We start from the raw sequence: 25236 nt of genomic DNA on the forward strand, positions 1-25236 counted from the left end.
CCGCGCAGCGAAACTGGGCTTGAAATTTCCCTGCGATTGATGCGATGGACGCGCAACAATGTTTCAGAAGGGATTGCCCGCATGGACGCCTCGACCCGCCCCTACCGCTCCGTCCTCTACATCCCCGGCTCGAAGGAGCGCGCGCTCGACAAGGCGCGGGGCCTCCCGGTGGACGCGATCATCTTCGATCTCGAGGACGCGGTGACGCCCGATGCGAAACCCGCCGCGCGCGAGACGCTGAAGGCGGCGCTGGACCAGGGCGGCTATGGCGAGAAGGCGCGGATCATCCGGATCAACGGGCTCGACACGGAATGGGGCGCGGAGGATGCGACGCTTCTGAAGGATGCCGACGCGGACGCGTTCCTCCTGCCCAAGGTCAATTCGGCCGCCGACGTGCAGGCGCTGGTCGACATCCTGGGCGACAAACCCGTCTGGTGCATGATCGAGACCCCGCGCGGCGTCTTCAACGCGCTCGAGATCGCCGCGCATCCCTCCGTCGCGGGCTTCGTCGCGGGGACCAACGACCTTGCCAAGGAACTGGGCTGCCGGTCGCGCGAAGACCGCCTGCCGATGATGTTCGCGCTCCAGCAGATGCTGCTGGCGGCCCGGGCGCATGGCGTCGTCGTGGTGGACGGGGTCTACAACCAGTATCTCGACGAGGCGGGGCTGAAGGCCGAATGCGAACAGGGGCGCGACCTCGGCTTCGACGGCAAGACGCTGATCCACCCCGCGCAGGTCGACATCGCCAACGCGGCCTTTGCGCCCACGGAAGCAGAGATCGACCTCGCCCGCCGACAGATCGAGGCCCACGAGGAGATCGAGCGCACGGGGCAGGGTGTCGCCGTCGTCGACGGCAAGATCGTCGAGAACCTGCATGTCGAGACCGCGAAGAAGACGCTCGCCAGGGCGGAGGCCATTGCACGCATGGCCTGACCGTCGCAGGGTGACGGCAACCAAAGGCGAAAGGCAGCTCTTCCATGACGCTACTCATTCTCGGTGTCCTGCTCTGGGCAGGGGCTCACATGTTCAAGCGGATCGCGCCGGATGCGCGCGCCCGGATGGGCGACCCGGGCAAGGGCGCGATCGCCGTCGTGCTGGTCGTCTCGATCCTGATGATGATCTTCGGCTACCGCATGGCCGAGGGCGCCTTCTTCTGGGGCCGCCACCCCGCCACGGTCGGCATCAACAACCTGCTGATGCTGGCGGCGCTCTACTTCGTCTCGCCGGGGCCGAAGAAGGGGGCGATCTTCTACCGGATGCGCCACCCGATGCTGACGGGCTTCCTGCTCTGGACCATCGCGCACCTTCTGGTGAACGGCGACGTGCCGTCCTTCGTGCTCTTCGGCGGTCTCGGGATCTGGGCGATCGCGGAGATGATCGTCATCAACCGGACGGAACCCGGCTGGACGCCGCCCGCCAAGGGCTCCTTCGGCAAGGACGCGATGTTCGCCGCCATCGCCCTCCTCCTGCTTCTCGTGATCGGCTGGGTGCACACCTGGCTGGGCTATCCGGCCTTCGGCTGACCAGGGACCAAGACATGAAACTCTACCGCTACCTCACCGAGGCCGATACCTCGGCCTTCTGCCACAAGGTGTCCAAGGCGCTCGACGCCGGATGGGAGCTCTACGGCCCGCCCGCCTATGCCTATGACGCGACGCGGGGCGAGATGCGCTGCGCCCAGGCTGTCGTGAAGGAGGTCGAGGGGACCTATTCGCCGGACCTCAAGCTGGGAGAGCAGTGATGGCCAAGACCAACCCGGGCCGCTTCTTCGAGGATTACCGGATCGGCGAGGTGATCCACCACGCGGTGCCGCGCACCGTGGGCGCGGGGGAGCGGGCGCTCTATCACGCGCTCTACCCGGCCCGGCACGCGCTCTATTCCTCGGACGAATTCGCGAAGGGATGCGGTCTGCCGGAAAGCCCGCTCGACGATCTGGCGGCCTTCCACGTGGTCTTCGGCAAGACTGTGCCGGACGTGTCGCTGAACGCGGTCGCGAACCTCGGCTATGCCGAGGGGCGCTGGCTGCGGCCCGTCTACGCGGGCGACACGCTGCATTCCGCGTCCGAGGTGATCGGTCTGAAGCAGAATTCCAACGGCAAGACCGGGGTGGTCTATGTCCGCACGACCGGGACGAACCAGCGCGGCGAACCCGTGATGGACTACGTCCGCTGGGTGATGGTGCGGAAGAACGACCTCGAGGCGCCGGCGCCCGAGGTGGTGGTGCCCGAGCTGAACGCGGTGATCCCGGCGGAGGACCTGGTGATCCCCGAAGGGCTCGACTTCTCGCGCTACGACTTCCAGCTGGCGGGCGAGCCCCATCGGTGGGGGGATTACGAGATCGGCGAGGTGATCGACCACGTCGACGGCGTCACCATCGAGGAGGCCGAGCACATGATCGCCACGCGTCTGTGGCAGAACACGGCCAAGGTGCATTTCGACGCGACCTTCCGGCCCGACGGCCAGCGGCTGATCTATGGCGGTCACGTGATCTCGATGGCCCGCGCGCTGTCGTTCAACGGGCTGGCCAATGCGCAGATGATCGTCGGGCTGAACGGCGGGGCGCATGCGAACCCGTGCTTCTCGGGGCTGACCGTGAAGGCCTGGTCCGAGGTGCTGGACAAGGCCGAGACGGAGGTCCCGGGCGTGGGCCTGGTGCGGCTGCGGCTGGTGGCGACCTCGGACGGGTCGGTGGGCGCGGTGAAGGGCGAGGACGGGAAATACCTCTCCGGCGTGCTGCTCGACCTGGATTACTGGGCGGTGATGCCGGTCTGAGATTGATCCGGCCGCGGGCGCGGCCGGATCAAGCCTCCGGCGGGGATATTTAGGGCAAGAGGAAGCCGGGGCGTGTCATCGGCCCCCCGGCCGGGCCCGGAAATCCGACCCGCTTGTGATCACGTGTTTTCGTCATGTGATCACAGAAGCCGCGGCATCGGCGCGCGGATGGTGAAAAACCTCCGCCCGATAGGTGTCATGGTGATGACAAGGCTCCAAAAATGAGTATCAAGGCCCCAGAGATACCGGAAAGGAAAGCTCATGGCTGATGACAAAAGGGTCGAGCGCCCGCTTTCTCCCTTCATGATCGGGCCCTATTACCGGCCGCAGCTGACCTCCATCACCTCGATCCTGACGCGCATCACGGGCAATGCCCTGGTCGTCGCCGTCGTGATGATCGTCTGGTGGCTGCTGGCGGCGGCGGCGGGGCCGGAGTACTTCGACACCGCGGATGCCTTCGTGACCTCGTGGTTCGGCGACATCATCCTGACCCTGTCCTGCTGGGCCCTCTGGTATCACTACCTCGCCGGGCTGCGGCACCTGATCTGGGACTCGGGCCGCGGGCTCGACCTGCCGGTGGCCGAGATGCTCGGCTGGATCTGCATCGGGGGCTCCGTCGTGCTGACCCTCATCACCATTCTCGTCGTGTGAGGAGGACGCCATGCGCTATCTGACCGACCGCAAGCGGGCCGAGGGCCGGGGCGCCTCCGGCACCGGGACCGAACATCACTGGTACATGACCGTCAGCGCCGTCGGCCTGGCGCTGATCGTGCCGATCCTGATCTACGTCATCGGCTCGACGCTGGGCAGCGACCGGGCGACGGTGCTGGACGTCTTCGCCCATCCCGTCATCGCGATCCTCACGGGCCTCGGGCTCTTCGTCGGGCTGCAGCACTTCCAGAAGGGCGCGCAGACCGCGATCGAGGATTATTTCCGGAAATCCACCAAGAAGGTGCTGATCATCTCGGTGACCGTGCTGAGCTACGGGCTCACCGCATTCGGGCTCTTCGCCCTCGCCAAGATCGCGCTCTGAGGGAAAGACAATGGCCGCATACGAATACGAGACGCATGATTATGACGTCGTGGTGGTGGGCGCCGGCGGTGCCGGGCTGCGCGCGACGCTGGGCATGGCGGAGCAGGGGCTGCGCACGGCCTGCGTGACGAAGGTCTTCCCGACCCGCTCGCACACCGTGGCGGCGCAGGGCGGCATCGCCGCCTCGCTGTCGAACATGGGTCCCGACCACTGGCAGTGGCACATGTACGACACCGTGAAGGGTTCGGACTGGCTGGGCGACACCGACGCGATGGAATACCTCGCCCGGGAAGCGCCCAAGGCGGTCTACGAGCTCGAGCATTACGGCGTGCCGTTCTCGCGGACGGAAGAGGGCAAGATCTACCAGCGGCCCTTCGGCGGCCATACCACCGAATTCGGCGAAGGCCCCGCGGTGCAGCGCACCTGCGCCGCCGCCGACCGGACCGGCCACGCGATCCTGCACACGCTCTACGGCCAGTCGCTGAAGCAGAAGGCCGAGTTCTACGTCGAATATTTCGCCATCGACCTGATCATGTCCGAGGACGGCGTCTGCCAGGGCGTGGTCTGCTGGAAACTCGACGACGGCACCTTCCACGTCTTCAACGCGAAGATGGTCGTGCTGGCCACCGGCGGCTACGGCCGGGCGTATTTCTCGGCCACCTCGGCGCATACCTGCACCGGCGACGGCGGCGGGATGGTGGCGCGCGCGGGCCTCGCGCTGCAGGACATGGAATTCGTGCAGTTCCACCCGACCGGCATCTACGGCTCGGGCTGCCTGATCACGGAAGGCGCGCGCGGCGAGGGCGGCTACCTGACGAACTCCGAGGGCGAGCGGTTCATGGAGCGCTATGCGCCCCAGTACAAGGACCTCGCGCCGCGTGACTATGTCTCGCGCTCGATGACCATGGAGATCCGCGAAGGCCGCGGCGTGGGTGAGCGGAAGGACCACATCTTCCTCAACCTCAACCACCTGCCCGCCGAGGCGCTGCACGAGCGGCTGCCGGGGATCTCCGAATCCGCGAAGATCTTCGCCGGTGTCGACGTCACGAAGGAGCCGATCCCGGTCCTGCCGACCGTGCACTACAACATGGGCGGCATCCCGACGAACTACTGGGGCGAGGTGATCAACCCGACCGCCGAGAACCCGAACGCCATCGTGCCGGGCCTGATGGCCGTGGGCGAGGCGGGCTGCGCGAGCGTTCACGGGGCGAACCGCCTCGGGTCGAACTCGCTGATCGACCTCGTGGTCTTCGGCCGCGCCGCCGCGATCCGCGCGGGCAAGGTCGTGGACCCCGAGACCAAGAACCCCGAGCTCAACCAGGCCTCGGTGGACAAGGCCTTCGACCGGTTCGACGGGCTGCGCAACGCGAACGGAGGCACGCCGACCGCGGATCTGCGGCTCGAGATGCAGCACACGATGCAGTCGGACGCGGCCGTCTTCCGGGAAGCCAAGACGCTGGAAGAGGGTGTCGAGAAGATGACCGCCATCGCGGCCAAGCTGGGCGATCTGAAGGTCACCGACCGCAGCCTCGTCTGGAACTCGGACCTGATGGAGACGCTCGAGCTCACCAACCTGATGCCGAACGCGCTGGCCACGATCTACGGCGCAGAGGCCCGGAAGGAGAGCCGCGGGGCGCATGCCCACGAGGACTTCCCCGACCGCGACGACGAGAACTGGCGCGTCCACACGATCAGCCGCGTCGAGGGCAACAGCGTGGAGCTCAGCTACCGCGACGTGATCACCGATCCGCTGACCACCGAGAGCGAGGGCGGCATCGCCCTGAAGCGGATCGCGCCGAAGGCGCGGACCTTCTGAGGATGAGATGAGTGCGATTCCGCAGCCCACTGCATTTCGGCACAGTCCCGTTTCGATGGCTCCGGTGAGCTCCGCAGCGGAACGGGCAGATGAGCAGGGGCAGCGGAACGCGCCGCGCTTCCGGCTGAGGGTTTATCCAACCGTCAGCCGGAACCCTTATCTCGGCTTGCTCTACGGCGCCTTCGAAGGTGCCGAGGTCGAGATGCTGGAACGCGTGCGGCTGATGCGCCGCTTCGGCTTCATGGGCCGCGCCGACGTGCTGCACTTCCACTGGGAAGACGGAAGCTTCTGGGGCGTCAAATCGCCCTGGACCGTGCGGCACCGGCTGAAGATCGTCCTGCGGATGCTGAACCGGCATCGGGCGTTTGGGGGCAAGATCGTCTGGACGGTCCACAACGAAGCTCCGCACCGCCCAGGCGAGGACCACGAGGGGTTTCGTGCGCTGCGCGCCTGGCTTGTCGCGCATGCCGACATGGTGCATGTCCATTCCGAAGCAGCGGCGCGCATGCTGATCGAGACATGGAAGGCCGATGCGGCCAAAATCGAAGTCATCGCGCACCCGAGCTATCTGGGTGTCTACCCGCAGACTCCAGGCTCTCCGCCCGCGAAGGTGGCGGGCAAGGCGGCATTTCTCTTCTTCGGCGTTTACAGCGCCTACAAGGGCGGCGACGCGCTCCGCCGCGTCTTTGCGGCTCCGGGCGCGGAGGGCTTTGTCCAAAGCCTGACCGTCGCCGGGGCGACGCCTGACGACGAGGCGGTCCGCCTTCGGGACGCCTTCGCTGGGGCGATGATGCCCGTGCACCTCAGGCTCGATCGTGTGCCCGACGAGGATGTGCCGGGGCTTTTCCGGGGGGCCCATGCCTGCGTGCTGCCCTACCGGCGGACAATGACGTCGGGTGTTGCGAACCTGGCTTTGACCTACGGTGTGCCGGTGGTGGCGCCCGATATGGGGGGCATCGCCGAGGGGCTGCCGGAGAGCGCGCGCGCGCTGCTCTACAATCCGGACGATCCGAATGGCCTCGCCCGGGCCGCCGAACGCGCGGCCGCGCTCGATCAGACCGACTGGAGCCGCATTTCGGCCGAGTGTCGTGCGCTGGCCGCTGACCGCGCTCCGTTCAGGCAATCGCAGAGGCTGCTTGCAGCAATGATGCGCCGGGGGATAGTGTGATGGTACGTCCCCGCAACAGGATTTCCTGCCGCCCCGCGCGCTTCGCGCGGCCGCCGGCCAGCCAAAGAGGTGTCGGTGCGGCCACGCTCCGCCCCTGCCAAAGGAGACAGACATGGTTCAACTGACGCTACCCAAGAACTCCAAGATCCGCACCGGCAAGACCTGGCCGAAGCCCGAGGGCGCGACCAATGTGCGGGCGTTCCACATCTATCGCTGGAACCCGGACGACGGCGAGAACCCCCGTGTCGACACCTATCACCTCGACATGGACAAGTGCGGGCCGATGGTCCTGGACGCGCTGATCAAGATCAAGAACGAGGTCGATCCGACGCTCACCTTCCGGCGCTCCTGCCGCGAGGGGATCTGCGGCTCCTGCGCGATGAACATCGACGGGATCAACACGCTGGCCTGCATCTACGGGCTGGACGAGATCAAGGGCGACGTGAAGATCTACCCGCTCCCGCACATGTCGGTGGTGAAGGACCTGATCCCCGACCTCACGCATTTCTACGCCCAGCACGCCTCGATCATGCCCTGGCTCGAGACCAAGACGAACCGTCCCGCGAAGGAATGGCGGCAGTCGATCGAGGACCGCAAGAAGCTCGACGGGCTCTATGAATGCGTGATGTGCGCGTCGTGCTCGACGGCCTGCCCGTCGTACTGGTGGAACTCCGACCGCTACCTCGGGCCGGCGGCGCTGCTGCATGCCTATCGCTGGATCGTTGATTCCCGCGACGAGGCGACGGGCGAGCGTCTGGACGACCTCGAGGATCCGTTCAAGCTCTACCGCTGCCACACGATCATGAACTGCGCGAAGACCTGCCCCAAGGGTCTGAACCCGGCCAAGGCCATCGCGGAGATCAAGAAGATGATGGTCGAACGGACGGTCTGATCGGGCGCCATGAAACCTTCGCCCGGCTTGAGCCCGGCTGGAACGCCCGCCACATGCGGGCGTTTCGCGTTTCCGGAACCGACCGTTTCGCCCATGCCCCGATCCGGCCTTGCCGGATCGGATCGCGCCGGCCCCCCGGGCCGGGCACGATTGGGAGGTGTCTACCCACGCTCGCGCGATCGGGGCTTTTGCAAGATGACATCGCCACGTCCGACACCGCCCTCGGGGTCGGACGCGATCCGGTGGTGCATGCGACAGCCGACGCGCCCGTGACGCTGCGTCCCTTGCGCTCACTTCATGCCGCACTTGCAGCATCGGGGGGTGCGCCCGCCAGCCCCAAGGTCCATATCACCCCCGAGGGAGGAGCCGGATGATAGGACGAGGCACCCGAGATGACACAGCAATCCCAGACCAAGGCCGCCGCGGCGCTGAAGGCGCTCGAAGAGGCATGGGCCTATTACACCCCGCTCCCGTCGCTGGTTTCGACGACGCAACAGCCCGCGGCCCCGGTCTACGCGCCCTACACCCAGGACGAGCGCGCGGCCTGACGGCGGTGACCCGATGATCTACATCATCGGCTTCGTCCTCGCGATCGTGCTGGTGGCGATCTATGCCCGGCCGGACATGCGGGCCTGCCGCTGGCGGGCCGACAGGTCGCGCGACGCGGAGGGGCAGAGCTACTGGCGCTGCGCCGCCTGCGGGGCGGAGCGCTTCACCGAAGGCGACCCGCCGGACCTCTGCCTGAAGCCCTAGCGGAACTTGTCCGCCAGCCGCTGCAGCGGCGAACGGGTGTCCTCGGCCGGGGAGGCGGGCGCCTCGGCCCGGGTCTCGGCCGCCTTGGCGGAGGGGCCCGACGTCGACGACCGCGGCGGTGCCGTCCGCAGCGCGACCGCGTTCATGAACTTCCCCGCATCTCCGGCGGCAAGGTCCGGCGCCCCGTCGGCCACGCCGCGCAGAACGTCGTCGAGCCAGTCCTGATCGGCCTTCGCGAAATCGCTCAGCACGTAGGGCGAGACCTTGTCCTTGTGCCCCGGATGCCCGATCCCGAGCCGTACCCGCTGGTAATCATGGGTGATGTGCTGGTGGATCGAGCGCAGGCCGTTGTGCCCCGCATGACCGCCCGCCTGCTTCACCCGGACCTTGCCGGGTGCGAGGTCGAGCTCGTCGTGAAAGACGGTCACGTCCTCGGGCTCCAGCTTGTAGAAGCGCATCGCCTCGCCCACCGACTGGCCGGAGAGGTTCATGAAGGTCTGCGGCTTCAGCAGCAGGACCTTCTCCCCGCCCAGAACGCCTTCGGCGATCTCGGCCTGGAACTTGGCCTTCCACGGTCCGAACCCGTGGTCGGCGGCGATCCGGTCCAGCGCCATGAAGCCGATGTTGTGCCGGTTGCCCGCGTATTTGGCCCCGGGATTGCCGAGACCGACGAAGATTTGCATCGGGATACCCCGTTTCCGCCCGAAGGCCCGTTCGGTTGAGGTCTAGTGCGGGGCGCCCCTGCAATCAACCCGCGAGCCGGCCCCGCGCGCGCTGCGCCTTCACCCGTTCGCGCCAGAGCGTGAAGAGCCCGGCGGTGACGATCATCCCCGCGCCGATGGCGACGTTGAGGCGGATCGTCTCTCCGAAGATCAGGATGCCGATGCAGGCCGCGAAGGGGAGCTGGAGGAAGGCGAAGGGCTGGACCGAGGCGGCCTCGGCCACCTCGTAGGCGCGGATCAGCAGGTAATGCCCGAGCGCGCCGGTCAGGCAGAGCGTGCCCATCCAGAACCAGTCCGGCCGGGCCATCGGCTCCCAATGGGTGATGCCGACGGCGGTCATGACGATGGCGCCGGTGACGCCGGTCCAGAAGAAGGAGGTGGCCGAGCTGTCCCGCCGGGCCACATAGCGCGTCAGCAGCCCGTAGAGCGCGAAGAGCAATGCCGCGATCAGCGGGACGATGGCGGCCGGGGCGAAGACGCCCAGGCCCGGCTGCAGGATGACCAGCACGCCGACGAAGCCGACCGCGATCGCAGCCCAGCGTCGCCAGCCCACGCTCTCGCCCAGCACCGGGCCCGAGAGCGCGGCGATCAGCAGCGGGTAGCAGGTGAAGACCGCGTGGCTCTCGACCAGGCCCAGCAGGGTGAAGGCCAGGACCATGACGCAGATCTCGATCGCCAGCAGCGCCCCGCGGAAGGCCTGCACCGGCCATTGCGTCGTCGCCGCCGCGGCCCGGACGCCGCCCGCCTTGCGCGCGGCGATGGCAATCACGAAGAGGCCGAAGAACCAGTAGCGGATCATCACCACCATGAGCACGTTGTATTCGTCGGCGAGGTGGCGCGAGATGCCGTCCTGCACGGCGAAGACGAAGGTGGTTGCGATCATCAGCAGGATGCCGAGCCGCGTGTTCTGTTCCGTCATGGTCTCACTGCCGTGCTCATGTGCCTCTTGCGCCCGTATCCCGGAACGCGGCTGACCGCAAACCCCGCCGCCGCAAGCCCGCGCCTGACGAAACCGGCGGCGGTGTAGGTGGCGGCGGTGCCCCCCGGCGCGGTGTGGGCGAAGACCTGCGCCATCAGGCTCTCTTCCCAGAGCTCGGGGTTCTTTGCGGGCGAGAACCCGTCGAGGAACCACGCATCCGCAAGACCGTCCCACGCGGCCAGCGTGCCGCGCGCGTCGCCTTCGACGAGGGTGAGGGAAACGCCCTCCGCCACCTCGACCGGCCCGGCGCCGAGGCGCGCGTGCACGGCCATCAGCGCCTCGGCCTCGGGCGCGAGTTCCGGAAAGGCGGTCAGGGCGCGGGCCGTGTCGGCGGCGGCCATGGGAAAGGCCTCGAAACTGGTGAAGGACAGGCGGCCCGGCGCGCCCGCCTCGCGCCAGAGGCGCAGGGTGGCGAGGAAGTTCAGCCCGGTGCCGAAGCCCAGCTCGGCCACCCGGAAGCCGTCGCGGAAGCGCGCGGGCAGGCCGTTGCCGGCAAGGAAGACGTGGCGGGTTTCCGAGAGCCCGTTCTCGAGGCTGAAATAGGGGTCGTCGAAGCGCTCGGAGACCGGGACCTCGGCCTCCGTCCAGCTCAGCGCCGCCTGCTTTTCCTGCATCCCGTCCTGCCGTAGAGAGGGTCGAGGCCGGACAATGGCCGGGCAGCAGGGGAATGGCAATGGGCGTGGACGTGACGATCCGGGGCGCGGGCATCTTCGGCCTCTCCATCGCCTGGGTGCTTTTGCGGAAGGGCGCGACGGTGCGCGTCGTCGATCCCCACGGACCGGGCGCGGGAAGCTCGGGCGGGATAGTGGGCGCCCTGGCGCCGCATGTGCCCGAGGCCTGGAACGCGAAGAAGGCCTTCCAGCTCGACAGCCTGCTCATGGCCGAGGCGTTCTGGACCGGGGTCGCCGCGACCGGCGGGAGCGATCCGGGCTACCTGCGGAGCGGCCGGTTGCAGCCCCTGGCCGATGCGCGCGCGGTGGAGCTGGCGCGCGAGAGGGCGGTCGGCGCGGCGGCGCTCTGGCAGGGCCGTGCCGTCTGGGAGGTGGTGGAGGCGGTCGATCCCGACTGGCATCCGCTCAGCCCGACCGGGCTCCATGTCCGCGACACCCTGACGGCCCGGCTTCATCCCGGGCAGGCCTGCGCGGCGCTCGTGGCCGCGATCTCGGCACGGGGCGGCACCGTCGTGGGTGAGGCCGGTGACGAGGGCGCGGTCATCCATGCCACGGGGGCTGCGGGTCTTCAGGTGCTCAACACCGCCTTCGGCCGGACGGTCGGCACCGGCGTGAAGGGACAGGCCGCGCTTCTCCGGCTCGACCGGCGGGCGGCGCCGCAGCTCTTCTGCGACGGGGTGCACGTGGTGCCGCATGGCGACGGGACGGTGGCCGTGGGATCGACCAGCGAACGCGACTTCGACGACCCGGCGCAGGTGGACGGCCAGCTCGACGCCGTGATCGCGAAGGCGCGGGCCGCAGTGCCCGCCCTGCGCGACGCCGAAGTGATCCGCCGTTGGGCCGGTGTCCGCCCGCGCGCCAGAAGCCGCGCGCCGCTGCTGGGGCCCTGGCCGGGCCGTCCGGGGCATTTCATCGCGAACGGCGGGTTCAAGATCGGTTTCGGCATGGCGCCCAAGGTGGCGCATGTGATGGCGGAGCTGGTGCTCGACGGCAAGGATGCGGTGCCGGAGGGCTTCCGGACCGACGAGGCCCTGGGCTGAGCGCCGCGATCCTCGGCAAAGGACGCGACGGCGCGGGGCCGATCCGGACGGAAGAACTGGACCCCTGCCGAGGTTTGTTGTTAGCAACCTTCTGCCGGGCGAGGAGGCCGGGCGAGGGAGGATTTCAACACATGGACGGCGCGACGCAAGGGCGGGACCGACGGGGCAGAGGCTGCCCCGAGGGGCCGCCGCGCGTGTCCGGGCCGCCACGACCCGCCCCGCCGGGCCGGGAAACAGAGACCGCGGGACGGCCTCGCAAGGGAAGGACATGAAGATGAATGGCACGATGATGCACCAGCCGCTCACGATCACCTCGCTGATCGTGCATGCCGGCAAGTACCACGCCGGGACCGAGGTCGTTTCGGTCGAGACCGACGGCTCGGTCGACCGCTCGACCTGGGGCGCGGTGGCGGCGAATGCCCGCAGGCTTACCTCGGCGCTCGACCGTCTGGGCATCGACCCGGGCGCGCGCTGCGGCACGATCGCGTGGAACAACCGCCGGCATCTGGAGATCTATTTCGGCGCCTCGGGCGGCGGCCGGGTGACCCACACGATCAACCCGCGGCTCACGCCCGAGCAGATGATCTACATCATCAACCATGCCGAGGATCAGATCCTCTTCCTCGACCGGACCTTCCTGCCGGTGGCCGCCAAGCTGGGCGCGCATCTGAAGACCGTGCGCCACTTCGTCCTGATGGGCCCGCGCGACGACGAGGCCGCGGCGATGGTCGATGGCCTGATCTTCTACGATGAACTGCTCGAGACCGGGTCCGCCGACGCCGCCTGGCCCGAGCTTGACGAAAACGCGCCCGCCACGCTCTGCTACACCTCCGGGACGACGGGCAATCCGAAGGGCGTGCAGTACACGCACCGTTCGACCGTGCTGCACACGCTGGCGGGCAACCAGCCCGACGGGATCGCCATGGCGGCCCGCGACGTGGTGATGCCGGTCGTGCCGATGTTCCACGTCGCGGCCTGGGGCACGCCCTACATCGCCGCCGCCACCGGCGCGAAGATCGTGCTGCCGGGGCCGAAGCTCGACGGCGAGAGCCTCGCCCGGCTGATCGACGCGGAGCAGGTGACGCTCTCGCTCGGCGTGCCGACGATCTGGATGGGCCTGCTCGCCGGGCTCGAGAAGACCGGCTCCAAGGCGGCCTCGATGGAGCGCACGGTGGTCGGCGGCTCGGCCCTGCCGCCGTCCATGATCCGCGAGTTCCGGGACAAGTACGGGGTGGAGCTGATCCACGCCTGGGGCATGACCGAGACCTCGCCGCTCGGCACGCTGAACCAGCTGCTGCAGAAGCACGGCGACCTGTCGGAAGACGCGCAGGCGAAGATCCGGGAAGGGCAGGGGCGTCCGCCCTTCGGCGTCGACCTCAGGATCGTGGACGAGGCGGGCAAGGAGCTGCCGCGCGACGGCGAGACGCAGGGCGAGCTGCAGATCCGTGGCCACTGGATCGTCGAGAGCTACTTCGGGCAGGACCAGAGCGCCCTGACCGAGGACGGCTGGTTCGACACCGGCGACATCGCCACGCTGGACGAGGACGGCTACATGATCATCCGCGACCGCTCCAAGGACATCATCAAGTCCGGCGGGGAATGGATCTCGACCGTCGAGCTCGAGAACATCGCGATCGCGCATCCGGGCGTGGCCAATGCCGCGGCGATCGCGGCGCGGCACCCGAAATGGGACGAGCGCCCGGTGATCGTCGCCGTGCCGGCCGAGGGGGCCGAGCCCGAGGAAAGCGACGTGCTCGCCGCCTTCAAGGGCAAGGTGGCCGACTGGCAGATCCCCGACCGGGTCATCTTCGTGAAGGACCTGCCGCTCGGCGCGACCGGCAAGGTGATGAAGAACAAGCTGCGCGATGAATACGGCGACGTGCTGATCGACGCCTGAGGGGCAGGGCGGGCGGGGCGGAGGCATCCGTCCCGCCGCCGCGGACCGGCCGGAGCCGGGACAGGAACGGAAAAGGGCGGCGCCCGGAAGCGCCGCCCTGTCAGGATCGCGAGGGGAAGGGGATCACTCCTCTTCGGATTCCTCGACCGTATCCACGTTCTGTTCGATGACCTCGGTGGTCGGTTCTTCCTCGTCCTCGTCATCCGAGGCGCGCAGACCCGACGGGGCCGAGATGTTCGCGATCACGAAGTCGCGGTCGATCGTCGGCTTGGCGCCTTCCGGCAGCTTGATCTGCGAGATCGTCAGCGTGTCGCCGATTTCCATGCCCGAGATGTCGGCCACGATCTGCTCGGGGATGTCGCCGGCGGTGACCACCAGCTCGACTTCCGGACGCACGACCGTCAGCACGCCGCCCTTGCGGAGGCCGGGGCATTTCTCTTCGCCTTCGAACTCGACATGGATGAAGAGGTTGATCTTCGTCGTGCGGCGCAGGCGCATGAGGTCGACGTGGGTCGGAAGGTCCTTGACCACGTCACGCTGGACGTCGCGGCAGATGACGCGGACGTCGTCGTGACCGTCGACCTTCAGGTTGAAGAGGGTCGATTTGAACCGGCCGGCCTTCAGCTTCTGCAGCAGGGCGTTGAAGGGCAGGTTGATCGGAAGCGGGTCGTTTTCACCACCGAAAACGATGCCAGGTACGAGGCCGTCACGACGAGCCTGACGAGCGGCGCCCTTGCCTGTCCCCGTCCGAACCTGGGCGTGAAGATCAGGAATTTCTCCAGCCATGGGTATATCTCCATTGGTTATGCGGGCATCCTCCAAGGCTGTATGCCCGCGTGAAGCCGCGCCTATAGCCGCAATGGGGGGCGGTGAAAAGGGGGAAGTTGCAGCGTCTGCCGCGCTCAGCGCGGGATGTCCGAGACGAGATGCCCGCCCGCCACCATCACCGCCTCGTAGAGCGCCCATTCCTCGGGCCGGGCCGCCACGAAGGCCGCCTCCATCTCGGGCGAGAGCGGTGCGTCCACCTCGGGCGAGACGTTCTTGCGGCCGGGGCGGACCTTTTCGCCCAGCCGGTCCTCGAGGAAGGCGTGGAAGACGTCCGGGCGTTCGTAGGCAAACAGGTGATCGACACGAAGCGCGCCCTCGGGCGAGGAGAGAAAGCCCCACTGGCTGCCGATCCGCGCGTGCTCGGGCGGGCTGGGCGATATGACGTCGGCGATGAAGTCGTCGAAGCTCATGCCCGAGAGGTCCATCGGCCCGCCCGCGACCTTGGGGCGCTTGCGGTAGCGGAACCAGCTGCGGACCTGCTCGAGCGGATCGCGGATCACCGCGACCCGCTCGGGGTCGAGGTCATGGGCGCCCTTGAGATAGGGGGCGAAGAACTTGTCGTATTTGCGCAAGGGCATGTGCTTGAGCGCGGTGTCCCGCGCCAGCACGATCTGGGCGTGCCGGCTGAGCGCCATGTGATAGGCGGTCGAGCCGGTCTTGGGCACGGCGAAGAGCGTGAAGTTGGCGCGGGTGAAAACGAGCATGATCCGTCACTTGCGGCTGGCACTGGCGGCGAGAGTGCCGGGCCGCTTCCCGCTTGTCAAAGCGTGCCGCCGCCCGGCGCGGCACGGCGCACCGGGCGTGGATTGCGGGCCACCCGGCCGCAGGCCGGTCGCGCGGCGCCGGTCAGGCCCAGTCGCCCGAGAAGCCGGCCGGGACCAGCAGGATGTCGCGGTCGACCTCCTTGATGTCCCGCTTGCCGCAGAGCGCCATGGAGATGTCCATCTCCTTGCGGATCACCTCGAGCGCCGCCATCACGCCTTCTTCGCCCATGGCGCCGAGCCCGTGGATGTAGGCGCGCCCGATGTAGGTGCCCTTGGCCCCCATGGCGATGGCCTTCAGCACGTCCTGGCCCGAGCGGATGCCGCTGTCGAGATGCACCTCGACCCGGTCGCCGACCGCCTGCAGGATCGGCTCCAGCATCCGGATCGAGCTGAGCGCCCCGTCGAGCTGCCGCCCGCCGTGGTTCGAGACCACGATCGCGTCGGCCCCCATCTCGGCCGCCATCCTGGCGTCCTCGACGTCGAGGATGCCCTTCAGGATCACCGGGCCGTCCCACATCTCCTTGATCTGTGCGACCTTCTTCCAGTCGAGACGGGGGTCGAACTGCTCGGCGGTCCAGGACCCCAGCTCGGCGGTGTCGGTGATGCCCTTCACATGGCCCACGATATTGCCGAAATGCCGGCGCCTGGTGCCCAGCATCTCGAGGCCCCAGGCCCATTTGGTGGCGAGGTTCGCGATGGTCGAGGGCGTCAGCTTCGGCGGGGCCGAAAGGCCGTTCTTCAGATCCTTGTGCCGCTGGCCGAGGATCTGCAGGTCGAGCGTGATCACGAGGGCCGAGCATTTCGCGTCCTTCGCCCGCTGGACCAGGCGGCGGACGTAATCCTCGTCGCGCATGGTGTAGAGCTGGAACCAGAACGGCTTCTTCGTGTGTTCGGCCACGTCCTCGATCGAGCAGATCGACATGGTGGAGAGGGTGAAGGGCACGCCGAAACGCTCGGCGGCGCGGGCGGCCTTGATCTCGCCGTCGGCGTTCTGCATCCCGGTGAACCCCACCGGGGCCAGGGCCACGGGCATCGCGACGGGCTGGCCGATCATCTCGGAGGCCAGCGAGCGGTCCGACATGTCGACGGCAACCCGCTGGCGGAAGCGGATCTGCTGGAAGTCCGAGGTGTTCTCGCGGAAGGTCTGTTCCGACCAGGAACCGCTCTCGGCGTAATCGTAGAACATTCGCGGCGTGCGCTTCCGGTGCAGGCGCTTGAGGTCGTCGATGCAGGTGATCACGGGCATGTCTGAAGTCTCCTCGATCGTCACGAAGCAGTAGCGGGCCGCGGGAGGGGCGGCAAGGGAGGGGGTGCCGCACCGCCGCCCGGCCCTGAGCATCCGGCCGGGGGCGGACTTCGAGCGGAGATCCGGGCCGGGCTCGAGCCGGGCAAGGCAAGACCCTTGAAATGTCTCCCGTTACCGGGGTCTGCCGGGTCGGACGCCGGGGGCAAGGCCGCGCCACCACCGGCGAGGGCCCCGCCGCCGCGCCTGCCGTCCGGCCCCGCTTGCACCGCCGGGCGTCATCGCCTATACGCCCCCGGTGGCCCGCCATGGGCCCGACTCGACCCAACATGAACATGCCGTGTCCCTCCCGCAATCGCTTCGGGGAGGTCGTCCGGCAAGGAGAAGCGACATGAAACTCAACGAACTGCGCGACAATCCCGGCGCGGCCCCGAAGAAAAAGCGCGTTGCGCGCGGCCCCGGCTCCGGCAAGGGCAAGATGGGCGGCCGTGGTATCAAGGGCCAGAAATCCCGCTCGGGCGTGGCCATCAAGGGCTACGAGGGCGGCCAGATGCCGCTCTACCAGCGTCTGCCCAAGCGCGGCTTCAACAAGCCGAACCAGAAGAAATACGCCGTGATCAACCTCGGCATCATCGCCAAGTACATCGAGAGCGGCAAGCTCGACGCGGGCGCAACCATCACCGAGGACGCGCTGGTCGCGGCCGGTGCGGTGCGCCGCAAGCTTGACGGTGTCCGTGTCCTCGCCAAGGGCGACATCGCGACCAAGGTCAACCTCGAGGTGACCGGCGCCTCGAAATCGGCGGTCGAGGCCGTCGAGAAGGCTGGCGGTTCGCTGAAGGTCACGGCAGCGGCAGCCGCCGCCGAGTAAGTGGTTGTGAGCGGCTCCGGAGCCGCTTACATAGCCTACGTGTTTTCCTGAAACGCCGCCGAGCCGGGAAACGGCCCCGGCGGCGTTCTCGCATCGAAAGAGACCTTTGCATGGTATCTGCAGCAGAACAGATGGCGGCCAACACAAGCTGGGCGGCGCTCGGCAAGGCCACTGAACTGCGTCACCGGATCTTCTACACGCTCGCGCTGCTGGTGATCTACCGGCTCGGGACCTACATCCCGGTCCCCGGCATCGACGGCGGCGCACTGCGTGAATTCATGGAAGGTGCGGCATCGGGACTCGGCGGCATCCTGACGATGTTCACCGGCGGCGCGCTCGGACGGATGGGGATCTTCGCGCTCGGGATCATGCCGTACATCTCGGCCTCGATCATCGTGCAGCTTCTCGCGGCCATGGTGCCGTCGCTGGAGCAGCTGAAGAAAGAGGGCCAGCAGGGCCAGAAGAAGCTCAACCAGTACACCCGCTACGGCACGGTCGCGCTGGCGACGATGCAGGCCTATGGCCTTGCCGTGTCGCTCGAGGCGGGCGACCTGGTGACCGATCCGGGCATGTTCTTCCGCGTCTCCTGCCTGATCACCCTCGTCGGCGGCACGATGTTCCTGATGTGGCTGGGCGAGCAGATCACCCAGCGGGGCGTGGGCAACGGCATCTCGCTGATCATCTTCGTCGGCATCATCGCCGAGGTTCCGGCCGCGCTGGCGCAGTTCTTCGCCTCGGGCCGCTCGGGCGCGATCAGCCCCGCCGTCATCGTCGGCGTGATGGTCATGGTCGTCGCGGTCATCGCCTTCGTGGTCTTCATGGAGCGCGCGCTGCGCAAGATCCACATCCAGTACCCCCGCCGCCAGGTCGGCATGAAGGTCTATGACGGCGGCTCCAGCCACCTGCCGATCAAGGTGAACCCGGCGGGCGTCATCCCGGCGATCTTCGCCAGCTCGCTGCTGCTGCTGCCGGTCACGATCTCGACCTTCTCGGGCAACCAGACCGGGCCGCTGATGTCGACGATCCTCGCCTATTTCGGGCCGGGCCAGCCGCTCTACCTCGCGTTCTTCCTCGCGATGATCGTTTTCTTCGCGTATTTCTACACCCACAACGTCTCGTTCAAATCGGACGACGTGGCGGACAACCTGAAGAACCAGAACGGTTTCGTCCCGGGGATCCGTCCCGGCAAGCGGACGGCGGAATACCTCGAATACGTGGTGAACCGCGTCCTCGTGCTGGGCTCGGCCTACCTCGCGGCGGTCTGCCTGCTGCCGGAGATCCTCCGCAGCCAGCTGGCGATCCCGTTCTATTTCGGCGGGACCTCGGTGCTGATCGTCGTCTCGGTGACCATGGACACGATCGAGCAGGTGCACAGCCACCTGCAGGCGCACCAGTACGAAAGCCTGATCGAGAAATCGCGTCTGCGCGGTAAGGGCAAGGGGCGCAGACGGAAAGGAACTGCACGTCGATGAACATCATTCTTCTCGGACCGCCCGGGGCCGGCAAGGGCACCCAGGCGGCGAAGCTTGTCGCATCCCGCGACATGACCCAACTGTCCACCGGCGACATGCTGCGTGAAGCACGGACCTCCGGGACCGAGATGGGCAAGAAGGTTGCCGCGATCATGGACGCGGGCGAGCTTGTCACCGACGAGATCGTCATCGGCCTGATCCGCGAGAAGCTGGAAAGCCGGTCCGCCGGCGGCTTCATCTTCGACGGCTTCCCGCGCACGCTGGCGCAGGCCGATGCGCTCGAGGCGCTGCTGACCGAGACGGGGCAGGGGCTTGACGCCGCGATCGAGCTGCGGGTCAACGACGAGGTCCTCGTGGACCGGATCGTCAACCGCGCGAAGGAAGCGGCGGCCGCGGGCCAGCCGGTCCGCGCGGACGACAATGCCGAGAGCCTGAAGGTCCGCCTGATGGAGTATTACAAGAAGACCTCTCCGCTGATCGGCTACTACTATGCCAAGGGCCAGCTGTCGCAGGTCGACGGGTTGGCGGATATCGGCGAGGTCGAGGCTTCGATTGCGCGGGTTCTGGACAAATCCTGAATCGCTCCCGCATCGGGTCTTGACCCTTCGGGCAAACTTACATAGTCAGCCCTATCCCGGACCCCGGCGGCGATTCCCATTGCCGCCGGGTCCCGTTTGGACCACCGAAATTCGACATGACCTTCGGCACACGGCCCCTGGTCAGATGTTGTGAAAAAAGGTTCTGGAGCTACGGAACCGCAACCAAAGGAAAGTGACACGTGGCACGTATCGCCGGCGTTAACATCCCGACCGCTAAGAGGGTTCCGATCGCCCTCACCTACATCACCGGAATCGGCCCCAGCTCGGCCCGTGACATCTGCGACGCCGTCGGCATCGACGCGGCCCGCCGTGTCAACGAGCTGTCGGACGCCGAGGTGCTCTCGATCCGCGAGCACATCGACGCCAACTACACCGTCGAGGGCGACCTGCGCCGCGAGACGCAGATGAACATCAAGCGCCTGATGGACCTCGGTTGCTACCGCGGCCTGCGCCATCGCCGCAACCTCCCCGTCCGCGGTCAGCGGACGCACACCAACGCACGGACCCGCAAGGGCCCCGCGAAGCCGATCGCCGGCAAGAAGAAGTAAGGGGAGACTGCACCAATGGCACGCGACACGCGCCGCGCAGGCGGCAAGAAGAAGGTCTCCAAGAACATCGCCGCTGGCGTTGCTCATGTGAACTCTTCGTTCAACAACACCAAGATCCTGATCTCGGACGTGCAGGGCAACGCGATCGCATGGTCGTCCGCCGGCACCATGGGCTTCAAGGGTTCGCGGAAATCGACCCCCTACGCCGCTCAGATGGCTGCAGAAGACGCAGGCAAGAAGGCGCAGGAACACGGCGTGAAGACGCTGGAAGTCGAAGTTCAGGGCCCCGGTTCGGGCCGTGAATCGGCGCTCCGCGCTCTGGCGGCCGTCGGGTTCAACATCACCTCGATCCGTGATGTGACCCCGATCGCGCACAACGGCTGCCGCCCGCCGAAGCGTCGCCGGGTCTGATTTCGGTCACCGCCTTGCGGGAGGCTGCGCTTGAGCGCGGCCTCCCTCATGTCATTCAACCTCGGGCGTTGCGACCTTTGGACATGGGGACGCAACAGGAATTGAGGAGACATCCATGATCCACAAGAATTGGGCCGAACTGATCAAGCCGACCCAGCTTGACGTCAAGCCGGGCAACGACCCCCAGAAGGAAGCGACCGTCGTCGCGGAACCGCTCGAGCGCGGCTTCGGCCTGACGCTCGGCAACGCGCTGCGGCGCGTCCTGATGTCGTCGCTCCAGGGCGCGGCCATCACCTCCGTCCAGATCGACAACGTGCTGCACGAGTTCTCCAGCGTGGCCGGTGTGCGTGAAGACGTCACCGACATCGTCCTGAACCTCAAGGGTGTATCGATCCGCATGGATGTCGAGGGGCCGAAGCGCCTTTCGGTGAACGCGAAGGGTCCGGGCGCCGTGACCGCCGCCGACATCGCCGAGACCGCGGGCATCGAGATCCTCAACAAGGACCACGTGATCTGCCACCTCGACGAGGGCGCCGACCTGTTCATGGAGCTGACCGTGAACACCGGCAAGGGCTACGTCGCCGCCGACAAGAACAAGCCGGAGGACGCACCCATCGGCCTGATCCCGATCGACGCGATCTACTCGCCGATCAAGAAGGTCTCCTACGACGTGCAGCCGACCCGCGAGGGCCAGGTGCTGGACTACGACAAGCTGACCATGAAGGTCGAGACCGACGGCTCGCTCTCGCCGGATGACGCCGTGGCCTTCGCCGCGCGCATCCTGCAGGACCAGCTGTCGATCTTCGTCAACTTCGACGAGCCGGAATCGGCCTCGCGTCAGGACGACGACGACGGTCTCGAGTTCAACCCGCTCCTCCTCAAGAAGGTGGACGAGCTGGAGCTCTCCGTGCGTTCGGCGAACTGCCTGAAGAACGACAACATCGTCTACATCGGCGACCTGATCCAGAAGACCGAAGCCGAGATGCTCCGCACCCCGAACTTCGGCCGCAAGTCGCTGAACGAGATCAAGGAAGTGCTGTCCGGCATGGGCCTGCACCTCGGCATGGATGTCGAGGACTGGCCGCCGGACAACATCGAGGACCTGGCCAAGAAGTTCGAAGACCAGTTCTGAGTGTTTCGGGTGGGACGCGCCTTGAGGCGTGACCCACCCGCCCACCCATGTCACGCCTCAAGGCGCGGCAGGGTGGCACGGTTGGTTCCCGGCGCGGCACCGGGAGCCTCTCATCGAACCCTCCGGGTTCGACCGCCGCACTGGTCGCATTCCCCGGATGCGCCCCAAGGAGAGCCGGTGACACGCATCGCCGGCCGGACAAAGCAAAACGCCCGTAGAGGGCACTGATTGGAGTAAGACAATGCGTCACGCACGTGGTTACCGCCGCCTGAACCGTACTCATGAGCACCGCAAGGCGCTCTGGGCGAACATGGCCGGCTCGCTCATCGAGCACGAACAGATCAAGACGACCCTTCCCAAGGCGAAGGAGCTGCGTCCGATCGTCGAGAAGCTCATCACCCTCGGCAAGCGCGGCGATCTGCACGCCCGCCGCCAGGCCGCCTCGCAGCTGAAGCAGGACGAATACGTCGCGAAGCTCTTCGACGTGCTCGGCCCGCGCTACGCCGACCGCCAGGGCGGCTACATCCGCATCATGAAGGCCGGCTTCCGCTACGGCGACATGGCGCCGATGGCGATCATCGAATTCGTCGACCGCGACGTCGATGCCAAGGGCGCGGCCGACAAGGCCCGCGTCGCGGCAGAGGACGATGCCGAGGCCTGATCCTCGCCTGACAGCGTCACATTTTCGGGAACCCCCGGTCGCAGGACCGGGGGTTTTTCCTTGCGGCGCGGGCGGTATGCCACCGGCGAGGGCTGAAAAGCGCCCCCGGATGCGTCCGGGGGACGCTTTCAGCCTTGAACGGGCAAAGCCCCCGGAAAGGATGAAGCGGGGGCCGGCGCTTGCATTCCCCCTGGACGGTCCGCATATCCTGCGGCCATGAAGCCGTTCCTTTCCGCAGTGATTGCCATCGGGATGATGTCCGCGCCTGTCGCGGCCACCGAACCCGCCGTCCCCAACAGCCAGGCCGAGATCGCGCTGAGCTTCGCGCCCGTCGTGAAGCAGGCCGCCCCCGCGGTGGTCAACATCTACGCGAGCCGGGTGGTGCAGAGCCGCCGCTCGCCCTTCGCCGACGATCCGTTCTTCTCCGACTTCTTCCGGAACTACGGGCAGACGCGTCCGCAGGTGCAGAACTCGCTCGGCTCCGGCGTGATCCTGAGCGCCGACGGGATCGTCGTTTCGAACAACCACGTGGTCGAGCAGGCCGACGACATCCGCGTCGTGCTGAACGACCGGCGGGAATTCCGCGCGCGGGTGCTGATGGCGGATGCCGAGGCGGACCTCGCGATCCTCAAGCTCGAGGAGGCGGCGGAGATGCCGCATCTGGACCTGCGCGACAGCGACGGGGTCGAGGTGGGCGAGCTGGTGCTGGCCATCGGCAACCCGTTCGGCGTGGGGCAGACGGTGTCGTCGGGCATCGTTTCGGGGCTGGCGCGGTCCGGCACGGCCACGGGCAACGCGCGCGGGTATTTCATCCAGACGGACGCGCCGATCAACCCGGGCAATTCGGGCGGCGCGCTGATCGACCTGAACGGCCGGCTCATCGGGGTGAACACCTCGATCCTGTCCAAATCGGGCGGGTCCAACGGGATCGGCTTCGCGATTCCCGCCTCGCTGGTGAAGCAGTTCGTGGCGCAGGCGCGCGCCGGAAACGAGGTCTTCCATCGCCCCTGGGCCGGGCTCAACGGGCAGCCGGTGGACGCGGCCATGGCCGAGGGGCTGGGGCTCGACCGCCCCGGCGGAATCGTGATCGCGGAGGTCCATGCGGCCTCGCCCTTCGGCGTGGCGGGGCTGGAGCCGGGGGACGTGATCCTCGACGTGGGCGGGCTGCCGGTGAACACGCCGGCCGAGATGATCTATCGCATGTCCGTCGCGGGGGAGGGCGGCGAGGTCCCCGTGCGCTATTCCCGCGAGGGCGAGGCCCTCGACACGATGGTCCGCCTGACCAGGCCGCCCGAGGATCCGCCGCGCGGCGATCTGGTGACCGACGAGCGCTCGCCGATCCCGGGCATGGGCCTCTGCGGGGTGAACCCGGCGGTGCTGGCGGAGTTCGGGCTGCCGCTCTCGGCCTCGGGCGCGGTGGTGACCGATCCCGGGCCCGTGGGCCTGCGGGCCGGGCTGCGGCGCGGCGACATGATCCTTGCGGTGAACGGCGAGACGGTCGCGGATGGCCGCGCCGCCGCGGCCGCCCTGCGGGACACCGGCCGCTGGCTGGCGCTCGACGTCCAGCGCGGGCGGGAGCGGATGTCGCTGAGGTTCCGCCTCTGATGGGGGACCTGTTCGACAGCCCCGGCGGCAACGAGGCGGAGACCAACGCCCCCCGTCCGCTCGCCGACCGGCTCCGGCCCAGGGCGCTGTCCGAGGTGATCGGCCAGCAGCAGGTCCTGGGCCCCGAAGCGCCGCTCGGCGTGATGCTGGCCTCGGGCGCGCTTTCGTCGCTGATCTTCTGGGGGCCGCCGGGGGTGGGCAAGACCACCATCGCGCGGCTGCTCGCGACCGAGACCGACCTGCATTTCGTCCAGATCAGCGCGATCTTCACCGGCGTGCCGGAGCTGAGGAAGGTCTTCGAGGCCGCCAAGATGCGGCGCCGGAACGGGCAGGGGACGCTGCTCTTCGTCGACGAGATCCACCGCTTCAACAAGGCGCAGCAGGACGGTTTCCTGCCGCACATGGAGGACGGGACGATCCTCCTCGTCGGCGCGACGACCGAGAACCCGTCGTTCGAGCTGAACTCGGCGCTCCTCAGCCGCTCCCAGGTCCTGGTGCTGGAGCGGCTGTCGCTTGCCGACATGGAGCTGCTGACCCAGCGGGCCGAGAAGGACCTGGGGGTCGCCCTGCCGCTCGACGGCGCGGCGCGCGAGGCGCTGCAGGAGATGGCCGATGGCGACGGCCGCGCGCTCCTGAACCTCGTCGAGCAGGTCGCGGCCTGGAAGGTCGAGGGCAAGCTCTCGACCGACAAGCTGACAGCACGGCTACAGCGGCGGGCGGCGAAATACGACAAGTCGGGCGACGAGCATTACAACCTGATCTCGGCGCTGCACAAATCCGTCCGGGGGAGCGACCCCGACGCCGCGCTCTACTGGCTGGCGCGGATGCTGACGGGGGGCGAGGATCCGCGCTACCTCGCCCGGCGGATCACCCGCATGGCGGTCGAGGACATCGGCCTCGCCGATCCGCAGGCGCAGGAGATCTGCCTCGGCGCCTGGCAGACCTACGAGCGCCTCGGCTCGCCCGAGGGCGAGCTTGCGCTGGCGCAGGCGGTGACGTACCTCGCGCTCGCGCCCAAGTCGAACGCGGGCTACGTCGCGTGGAAGGCCGCGATGCGCTCGGCGAAGTCGTTCGGGTCGGAGCCGCCGCCGAAGCACATCCTGAACGCGCCGACCTCGCTGATGAAGGAGCAGGGCTACGGCGCGGGCTACGCCTATGACCACGACGCCGAGGACGGCTTCTCGGGTCAGAACTACTTCCCCGAGACGATGAAGCGCGAGGCCTATTACCTGCCCGTCGAGCGCGGCTTCGAACGCGAGCTGAAGAAGCGGCTCGACTGGTTCACGAAGCTCCGGGCGAAGCGGGGCTGAGGCCCCCCTTCCTCTGGTCCATGTATCCTCGGGGGGAGTCGGCGCTTCGCGC

28 protein-coding genes are annotated in these 25236 nt (G+C 67.8%); 22 read left to right on the forward strand and 6 right to left on the reverse strand.

Going from position 1 to position 25236, the window contains the following annotated elements:
- Nucleotides 1–81: 81 nt before the first annotated feature.
- From Q344_RS0116690 to Q344_RS0116740, 11 genes are all read left to right on the forward strand, one after another.
- Nucleotides 82–933, forward strand: coding sequence for an HpcH/HpaI aldolase/citrate lyase family protein (locus Q344_RS0116690; protein WP_028287760.1), 852 nt, complete (start codon nt 82–84; stop codon nt 931–933).
- Between the two features lie 44 nt (nt 934–977).
- The gene (locus Q344_RS0116695; RefSeq protein ID WP_028287761.1) at nt 978–1523 is read left to right on the forward strand and encodes an NnrU family protein; all 546 of its coding nucleotides are present in this window, start codon (nt 978–980) and stop codon (nt 1521–1523) included.
- A gap of 14 nt (nt 1524–1537) precedes the next feature.
- Nucleotides 1538–1741, forward strand: a complete 204-nt coding sequence (locus Q344_RS0116700) for a DUF1737 domain-containing protein (RefSeq protein ID WP_028287762.1) — start codon at nt 1538–1540, stop codon at nt 1739–1741.
- A complete protein-coding gene (locus tag Q344_RS0116705; protein WP_028287763.1) occupies nt 1741–2772 on the forward strand; it encodes a MaoC family dehydratase in 1032 nt (343 codons plus the stop codon). The genes Q344_RS0116700 and Q344_RS0116705 overlap by 1 nt, the downstream gene beginning before the upstream one ends.
- Nucleotides 2773–3033: 261 nt before the next feature.
- Nucleotides 3034–3423 (forward strand): succinate dehydrogenase, cytochrome b556 subunit, encoded by a 390-nt coding sequence (gene sdhC / locus Q344_RS0116710; RefSeq protein WP_028287764.1) that lies wholly within the window; start codon nt 3034–3036, stop codon nt 3421–3423.
- Between the two features lie 10 nt (nt 3424–3433).
- Nucleotides 3434–3805, forward strand: coding sequence for a succinate dehydrogenase, hydrophobic membrane anchor protein (gene sdhD / locus Q344_RS0116715; protein ID WP_028287765.1), 372 nt, complete (start codon nt 3434–3436; stop codon nt 3803–3805).
- Nucleotides 3806–3815: 10 nt separating this feature from the next.
- A complete protein-coding gene (sdhA, locus tag Q344_RS0116720) occupies nt 3816–5621 on the forward strand; it encodes a succinate dehydrogenase flavoprotein subunit (RefSeq protein ID WP_028287766.1) in 1806 nt (601 codons plus the stop codon).
- Nucleotides 5622–5628: 7 nt separating this feature from the next.
- Nucleotides 5629–6789: a glycosyltransferase family 4 protein gene (locus tag Q344_RS0116725; RefSeq protein WP_084178449.1), complete on the forward strand. Its 1161-nt coding sequence runs from the start codon at nt 5629–5631 to the stop codon at nt 6787–6789.
- 112 nt (nt 6790–6901) lie between these two features.
- Nucleotides 6902–7681, forward strand: coding sequence for a succinate dehydrogenase iron-sulfur subunit (locus Q344_RS0116730; RefSeq protein ID WP_028287768.1), 780 nt, complete (start codon nt 6902–6904; stop codon nt 7679–7681).
- Between the two features lie 392 nt (nt 7682–8073).
- The gene (locus Q344_RS26395; protein WP_169739203.1) at nt 8074–8229 is read left to right on the forward strand and encodes a hypothetical protein; all 156 of its coding nucleotides are present in this window, start codon (nt 8074–8076) and stop codon (nt 8227–8229) included.
- 13 nt (nt 8230–8242) lie between these two features.
- The gene (locus Q344_RS0116740) at nt 8243–8434 is read left to right on the forward strand and encodes a hypothetical protein (protein ID WP_028287769.1); all 192 of its coding nucleotides are present in this window, start codon (nt 8243–8245) and stop codon (nt 8432–8434) included.
- Here Q344_RS0116740 and pth read toward each other — a convergent pair.
- The 3 genes from pth to mnmC2 form a co-directional block, all read right to left on the reverse strand.
- Nucleotides 8431–9117 (reverse strand): aminoacyl-tRNA hydrolase, encoded by a 687-nt coding sequence (pth, locus tag Q344_RS0116745; protein WP_028287770.1) that lies wholly within the window; start codon nt 9115–9117, stop codon nt 8431–8433. The two genes, Q344_RS0116740 and pth, sit on opposite strands and share 4 nt — an antisense overlap.
- A gap of 64 nt (nt 9118–9181) precedes the next feature.
- Nucleotides 9182–10075 (reverse strand): DMT family transporter, encoded by an 894-nt coding sequence (locus Q344_RS0116750; RefSeq protein WP_028287771.1) that lies wholly within the window; start codon nt 10073–10075, stop codon nt 9182–9184.
- Nucleotides 10072–10749, reverse strand: a complete 678-nt coding sequence (gene mnmC2, locus Q344_RS0116755; RefSeq protein WP_028287772.1) for a tRNA (5-methylaminomethyl-2-thiouridine)(34)-methyltransferase MnmC2 — start codon at nt 10747–10749, stop codon at nt 10072–10074. The genes Q344_RS0116750 and mnmC2 overlap by 4 nt, the downstream gene beginning before the upstream one ends.
- Nucleotides 10750–10802: 53 nt before the next feature.
- Between mnmC2 and Q344_RS0116760 the strand changes: the two genes are divergently transcribed.
- The gene (locus Q344_RS0116760; RefSeq protein ID WP_028287773.1) at nt 10803–11846 is read left to right on the forward strand and encodes an NAD(P)/FAD-dependent oxidoreductase; all 1044 of its coding nucleotides are present in this window, start codon (nt 10803–10805) and stop codon (nt 11844–11846) included.
- A gap of 274 nt (nt 11847–12120) precedes the next feature.
- Nucleotides 12121–13743, forward strand: a complete 1623-nt coding sequence (locus Q344_RS0116765) for a long-chain-fatty-acid--CoA ligase (RefSeq protein WP_028287774.1) — start codon at nt 12121–12123, stop codon at nt 13741–13743.
- 123 nt (nt 13744–13866) lie between these two features.
- Here the strand turns inward: Q344_RS0116765 and Q344_RS0116770 are convergent, their stop codons facing one another.
- The 3 genes from Q344_RS0116770 to Q344_RS0116780 form a co-directional block, all read right to left on the reverse strand.
- Nucleotides 13867–14529, reverse strand: a complete 663-nt coding sequence (locus Q344_RS0116770; RefSeq protein WP_028287775.1) for a 50S ribosomal protein L25/general stress protein Ctc — start codon at nt 14527–14529, stop codon at nt 13867–13869.
- A gap of 116 nt (nt 14530–14645) precedes the next feature.
- Nucleotides 14646–15275, reverse strand: coding sequence for a hypothetical protein (locus Q344_RS0116775; protein ID WP_028287776.1), 630 nt, complete (start codon nt 15273–15275; stop codon nt 14646–14648).
- 142 nt (nt 15276–15417) lie between these two features.
- The gene (locus Q344_RS0116780; protein WP_028287777.1) at nt 15418–16581 is read right to left on the reverse strand and encodes an alpha-hydroxy acid oxidase; all 1164 of its coding nucleotides are present in this window, start codon (nt 16579–16581) and stop codon (nt 15418–15420) included.
- Between the two features lie 388 nt (nt 16582–16969).
- On the opposite strand from Q344_RS0116780, the gene rplO reads away from it, so the two are divergent.
- The 9 genes from rplO (at nt 16970) to Q344_RS0116825 (ending at nt 25184) form a co-directional block, all read left to right on the forward strand.
- Nucleotides 16970–17446, forward strand: a complete 477-nt coding sequence (gene rplO, locus Q344_RS0116785; protein ID WP_028287778.1) for a 50S ribosomal protein L15 — start codon at nt 16970–16972, stop codon at nt 17444–17446.
- A 110-nt stretch (nt 17447–17556) separates the two neighbouring features.
- Nucleotides 17557–18918, forward strand: coding sequence for a preprotein translocase subunit SecY (gene secY, locus Q344_RS0116790; RefSeq protein WP_028287779.1), 1362 nt, complete (start codon nt 17557–17559; stop codon nt 18916–18918).
- Nucleotides 18915–19496, forward strand: a complete 582-nt coding sequence (locus Q344_RS0116795; RefSeq protein ID WP_028287780.1) for an adenylate kinase — start codon at nt 18915–18917, stop codon at nt 19494–19496. Before secY ends, Q344_RS0116795 begins: the two co-directional genes overlap by 4 nt.
- A gap of 200 nt (nt 19497–19696) precedes the next feature.
- Nucleotides 19697–20065 (forward strand): 30S ribosomal protein S13, encoded by a 369-nt coding sequence (gene rpsM / locus Q344_RS0116800; RefSeq protein ID WP_028287781.1) that lies wholly within the window; start codon nt 19697–19699, stop codon nt 20063–20065.
- A 15-nt stretch (nt 20066–20080) separates the two neighbouring features.
- Complete coding sequence (gene rpsK / locus Q344_RS0116805; RefSeq protein WP_028287782.1) at nt 20081–20476, forward strand: 30S ribosomal protein S11; 396 nt, start codon at nt 20081–20083, stop codon at nt 20474–20476.
- Between the two features lie 115 nt (nt 20477–20591).
- Nucleotides 20592–21608 carry a DNA-directed RNA polymerase subunit alpha gene (locus Q344_RS0116810; protein ID WP_028287783.1) on the forward strand — a complete coding sequence of 339 codons (1017 nt, stop codon included), beginning with the start codon at nt 20592–20594 and terminating at the stop codon, nt 21606–21608.
- Nucleotides 21609–21849: 241 nt separating this feature from the next.
- Nucleotides 21850–22269, forward strand: a complete 420-nt coding sequence (gene rplQ, locus Q344_RS0116815; protein ID WP_028287784.1) for a 50S ribosomal protein L17 — start codon at nt 21850–21852, stop codon at nt 22267–22269.
- A 216-nt stretch (nt 22270–22485) separates the two neighbouring features.
- A complete protein-coding gene (locus tag Q344_RS0116820) occupies nt 22486–23874 on the forward strand; it encodes a trypsin-like peptidase domain-containing protein (RefSeq protein ID WP_028287785.1) in 1389 nt (462 codons plus the stop codon).
- Nucleotides 23874–25184: a replication-associated recombination protein A gene (locus tag Q344_RS0116825; protein WP_028287786.1), complete on the forward strand. Its 1311-nt coding sequence runs from the start codon at nt 23874–23876 to the stop codon at nt 25182–25184. The genes Q344_RS0116820 and Q344_RS0116825 overlap by 1 nt, the downstream gene beginning before the upstream one ends.
- The last annotated feature ends 52 nt before the right edge of the window (nt 25185–25236 follow it).

Origin of the sequence: Pseudooceanicola nanhaiensis DSM 18065, from assembly GCF_000688295.1 — a bacterium.
Lineage (GTDB): Bacteria > Pseudomonadota > Alphaproteobacteria > Rhodobacterales > Rhodobacteraceae > Pseudooceanicola > Pseudooceanicola nanhaiensis.

Bases quoted from the DNA above. Each gene is read 5' to 3' on its own strand.
- Q344_RS0116690 (WP_028287760.1), top strand. From the start codon at position 82: ATGGACGCCTCGACCCGCCCCTACCGCTCCGTCCTCTACATCCCCGGC.
- Q344_RS0116695 (WP_028287761.1), top strand. From the start codon at position 978: ATGACGCTACTCATTCTCGGTGTCCTGCTCTGGGCAGGGGCTCACATG.
- Q344_RS0116700 (WP_028287762.1), top strand. From the start codon at position 1,538: ATGAAACTCTACCGCTACCTCACCGAGGCCGATACCTCGGCCTTCTGC.
- Q344_RS0116705 (WP_028287763.1), top strand. From the start codon at position 1,741: ATGGCCAAGACCAACCCGGGCCGCTTCTTCGAGGATTACCGGATCGGC.
- sdhC (WP_028287764.1), top strand. From the start codon at position 3,034: ATGGCTGATGACAAAAGGGTCGAGCGCCCGCTTTCTCCCTTCATGATC.
- sdhD (WP_028287765.1), top strand. From the start codon at position 3,434: ATGCGCTATCTGACCGACCGCAAGCGGGCCGAGGGCCGGGGCGCCTCC.
- sdhA (WP_028287766.1), top strand. From the start codon at position 3,816: ATGGCCGCATACGAATACGAGACGCATGATTATGACGTCGTGGTGGTG.
- Q344_RS0116725 (WP_084178449.1), top strand. From the start codon at position 5,629: ATGAGTGCGATTCCGCAGCCCACTGCATTTCGGCACAGTCCCGTTTCG.
- Q344_RS0116730 (WP_028287768.1), top strand. From the start codon at position 6,902: ATGGTTCAACTGACGCTACCCAAGAACTCCAAGATCCGCACCGGCAAG.
- Q344_RS26395 (WP_169739203.1), top strand. From the start codon at position 8,074: ATGACACAGCAATCCCAGACCAAGGCCGCCGCGGCGCTGAAGGCGCTC.
- Q344_RS0116740 (WP_028287769.1), top strand. From the start codon at position 8,243: ATGATCTACATCATCGGCTTCGTCCTCGCGATCGTGCTGGTGGCGATC.
- pth (WP_028287770.1), bottom strand. From the start codon at position 9,117: ATGCAAATCTTCGTCGGTCTCGGCAATCCCGGGGCCAAATACGCGGGC.
- Q344_RS0116750 (WP_028287771.1), bottom strand. From the start codon at position 10,075: ATGACGGAACAGAACACGCGGCTCGGCATCCTGCTGATGATCGCAACC.
- mnmC2 (WP_028287772.1), bottom strand. From the start codon at position 10,749: ATGCAGGAAAAGCAGGCGGCGCTGAGCTGGACGGAGGCCGAGGTCCCG.
- Q344_RS0116760 (WP_028287773.1), top strand. From the start codon at position 10,803: ATGGCAATGGGCGTGGACGTGACGATCCGGGGCGCGGGCATCTTCGGC.
- Q344_RS0116765 (WP_028287774.1), top strand. From the start codon at position 12,121: ATGAATGGCACGATGATGCACCAGCCGCTCACGATCACCTCGCTGATC.
- Q344_RS0116770 (WP_028287775.1), bottom strand. From the start codon at position 14,529: ATGGCTGGAGAAATTCCTGATCTTCACGCCCAGGTTCGGACGGGGACA.
- Q344_RS0116775 (WP_028287776.1), bottom strand. From the start codon at position 15,275: ATGCTCGTTTTCACCCGCGCCAACTTCACGCTCTTCGCCGTGCCCAAG.
- Q344_RS0116780 (WP_028287777.1), bottom strand. From the start codon at position 16,581: ATGCCCGTGATCACCTGCATCGACGACCTCAAGCGCCTGCACCGGAAG.
- rplO (WP_028287778.1), top strand. From the start codon at position 16,970: ATGAAACTCAACGAACTGCGCGACAATCCCGGCGCGGCCCCGAAGAAA.
- secY (WP_028287779.1), top strand. From the start codon at position 17,557: ATGGTATCTGCAGCAGAACAGATGGCGGCCAACACAAGCTGGGCGGCG.
- Q344_RS0116795 (WP_028287780.1), top strand. From the start codon at position 18,915: ATGAACATCATTCTTCTCGGACCGCCCGGGGCCGGCAAGGGCACCCAG.
- rpsK (WP_028287782.1), top strand. From the start codon at position 20,081: ATGGCACGCGACACGCGCCGCGCAGGCGGCAAGAAGAAGGTCTCCAAG.
- Q344_RS0116810 (WP_028287783.1), top strand. From the start codon at position 20,592: ATGATCCACAAGAATTGGGCCGAACTGATCAAGCCGACCCAGCTTGAC.
- rplQ (WP_028287784.1), top strand. From the start codon at position 21,850: ATGCGTCACGCACGTGGTTACCGCCGCCTGAACCGTACTCATGAGCAC.
- Q344_RS0116820 (WP_028287785.1), top strand. From the start codon at position 22,486: ATGAAGCCGTTCCTTTCCGCAGTGATTGCCATCGGGATGATGTCCGCG.
- Q344_RS0116825 (WP_028287786.1), top strand. From the start codon at position 23,874: ATGGGGGACCTGTTCGACAGCCCCGGCGGCAACGAGGCGGAGACCAAC.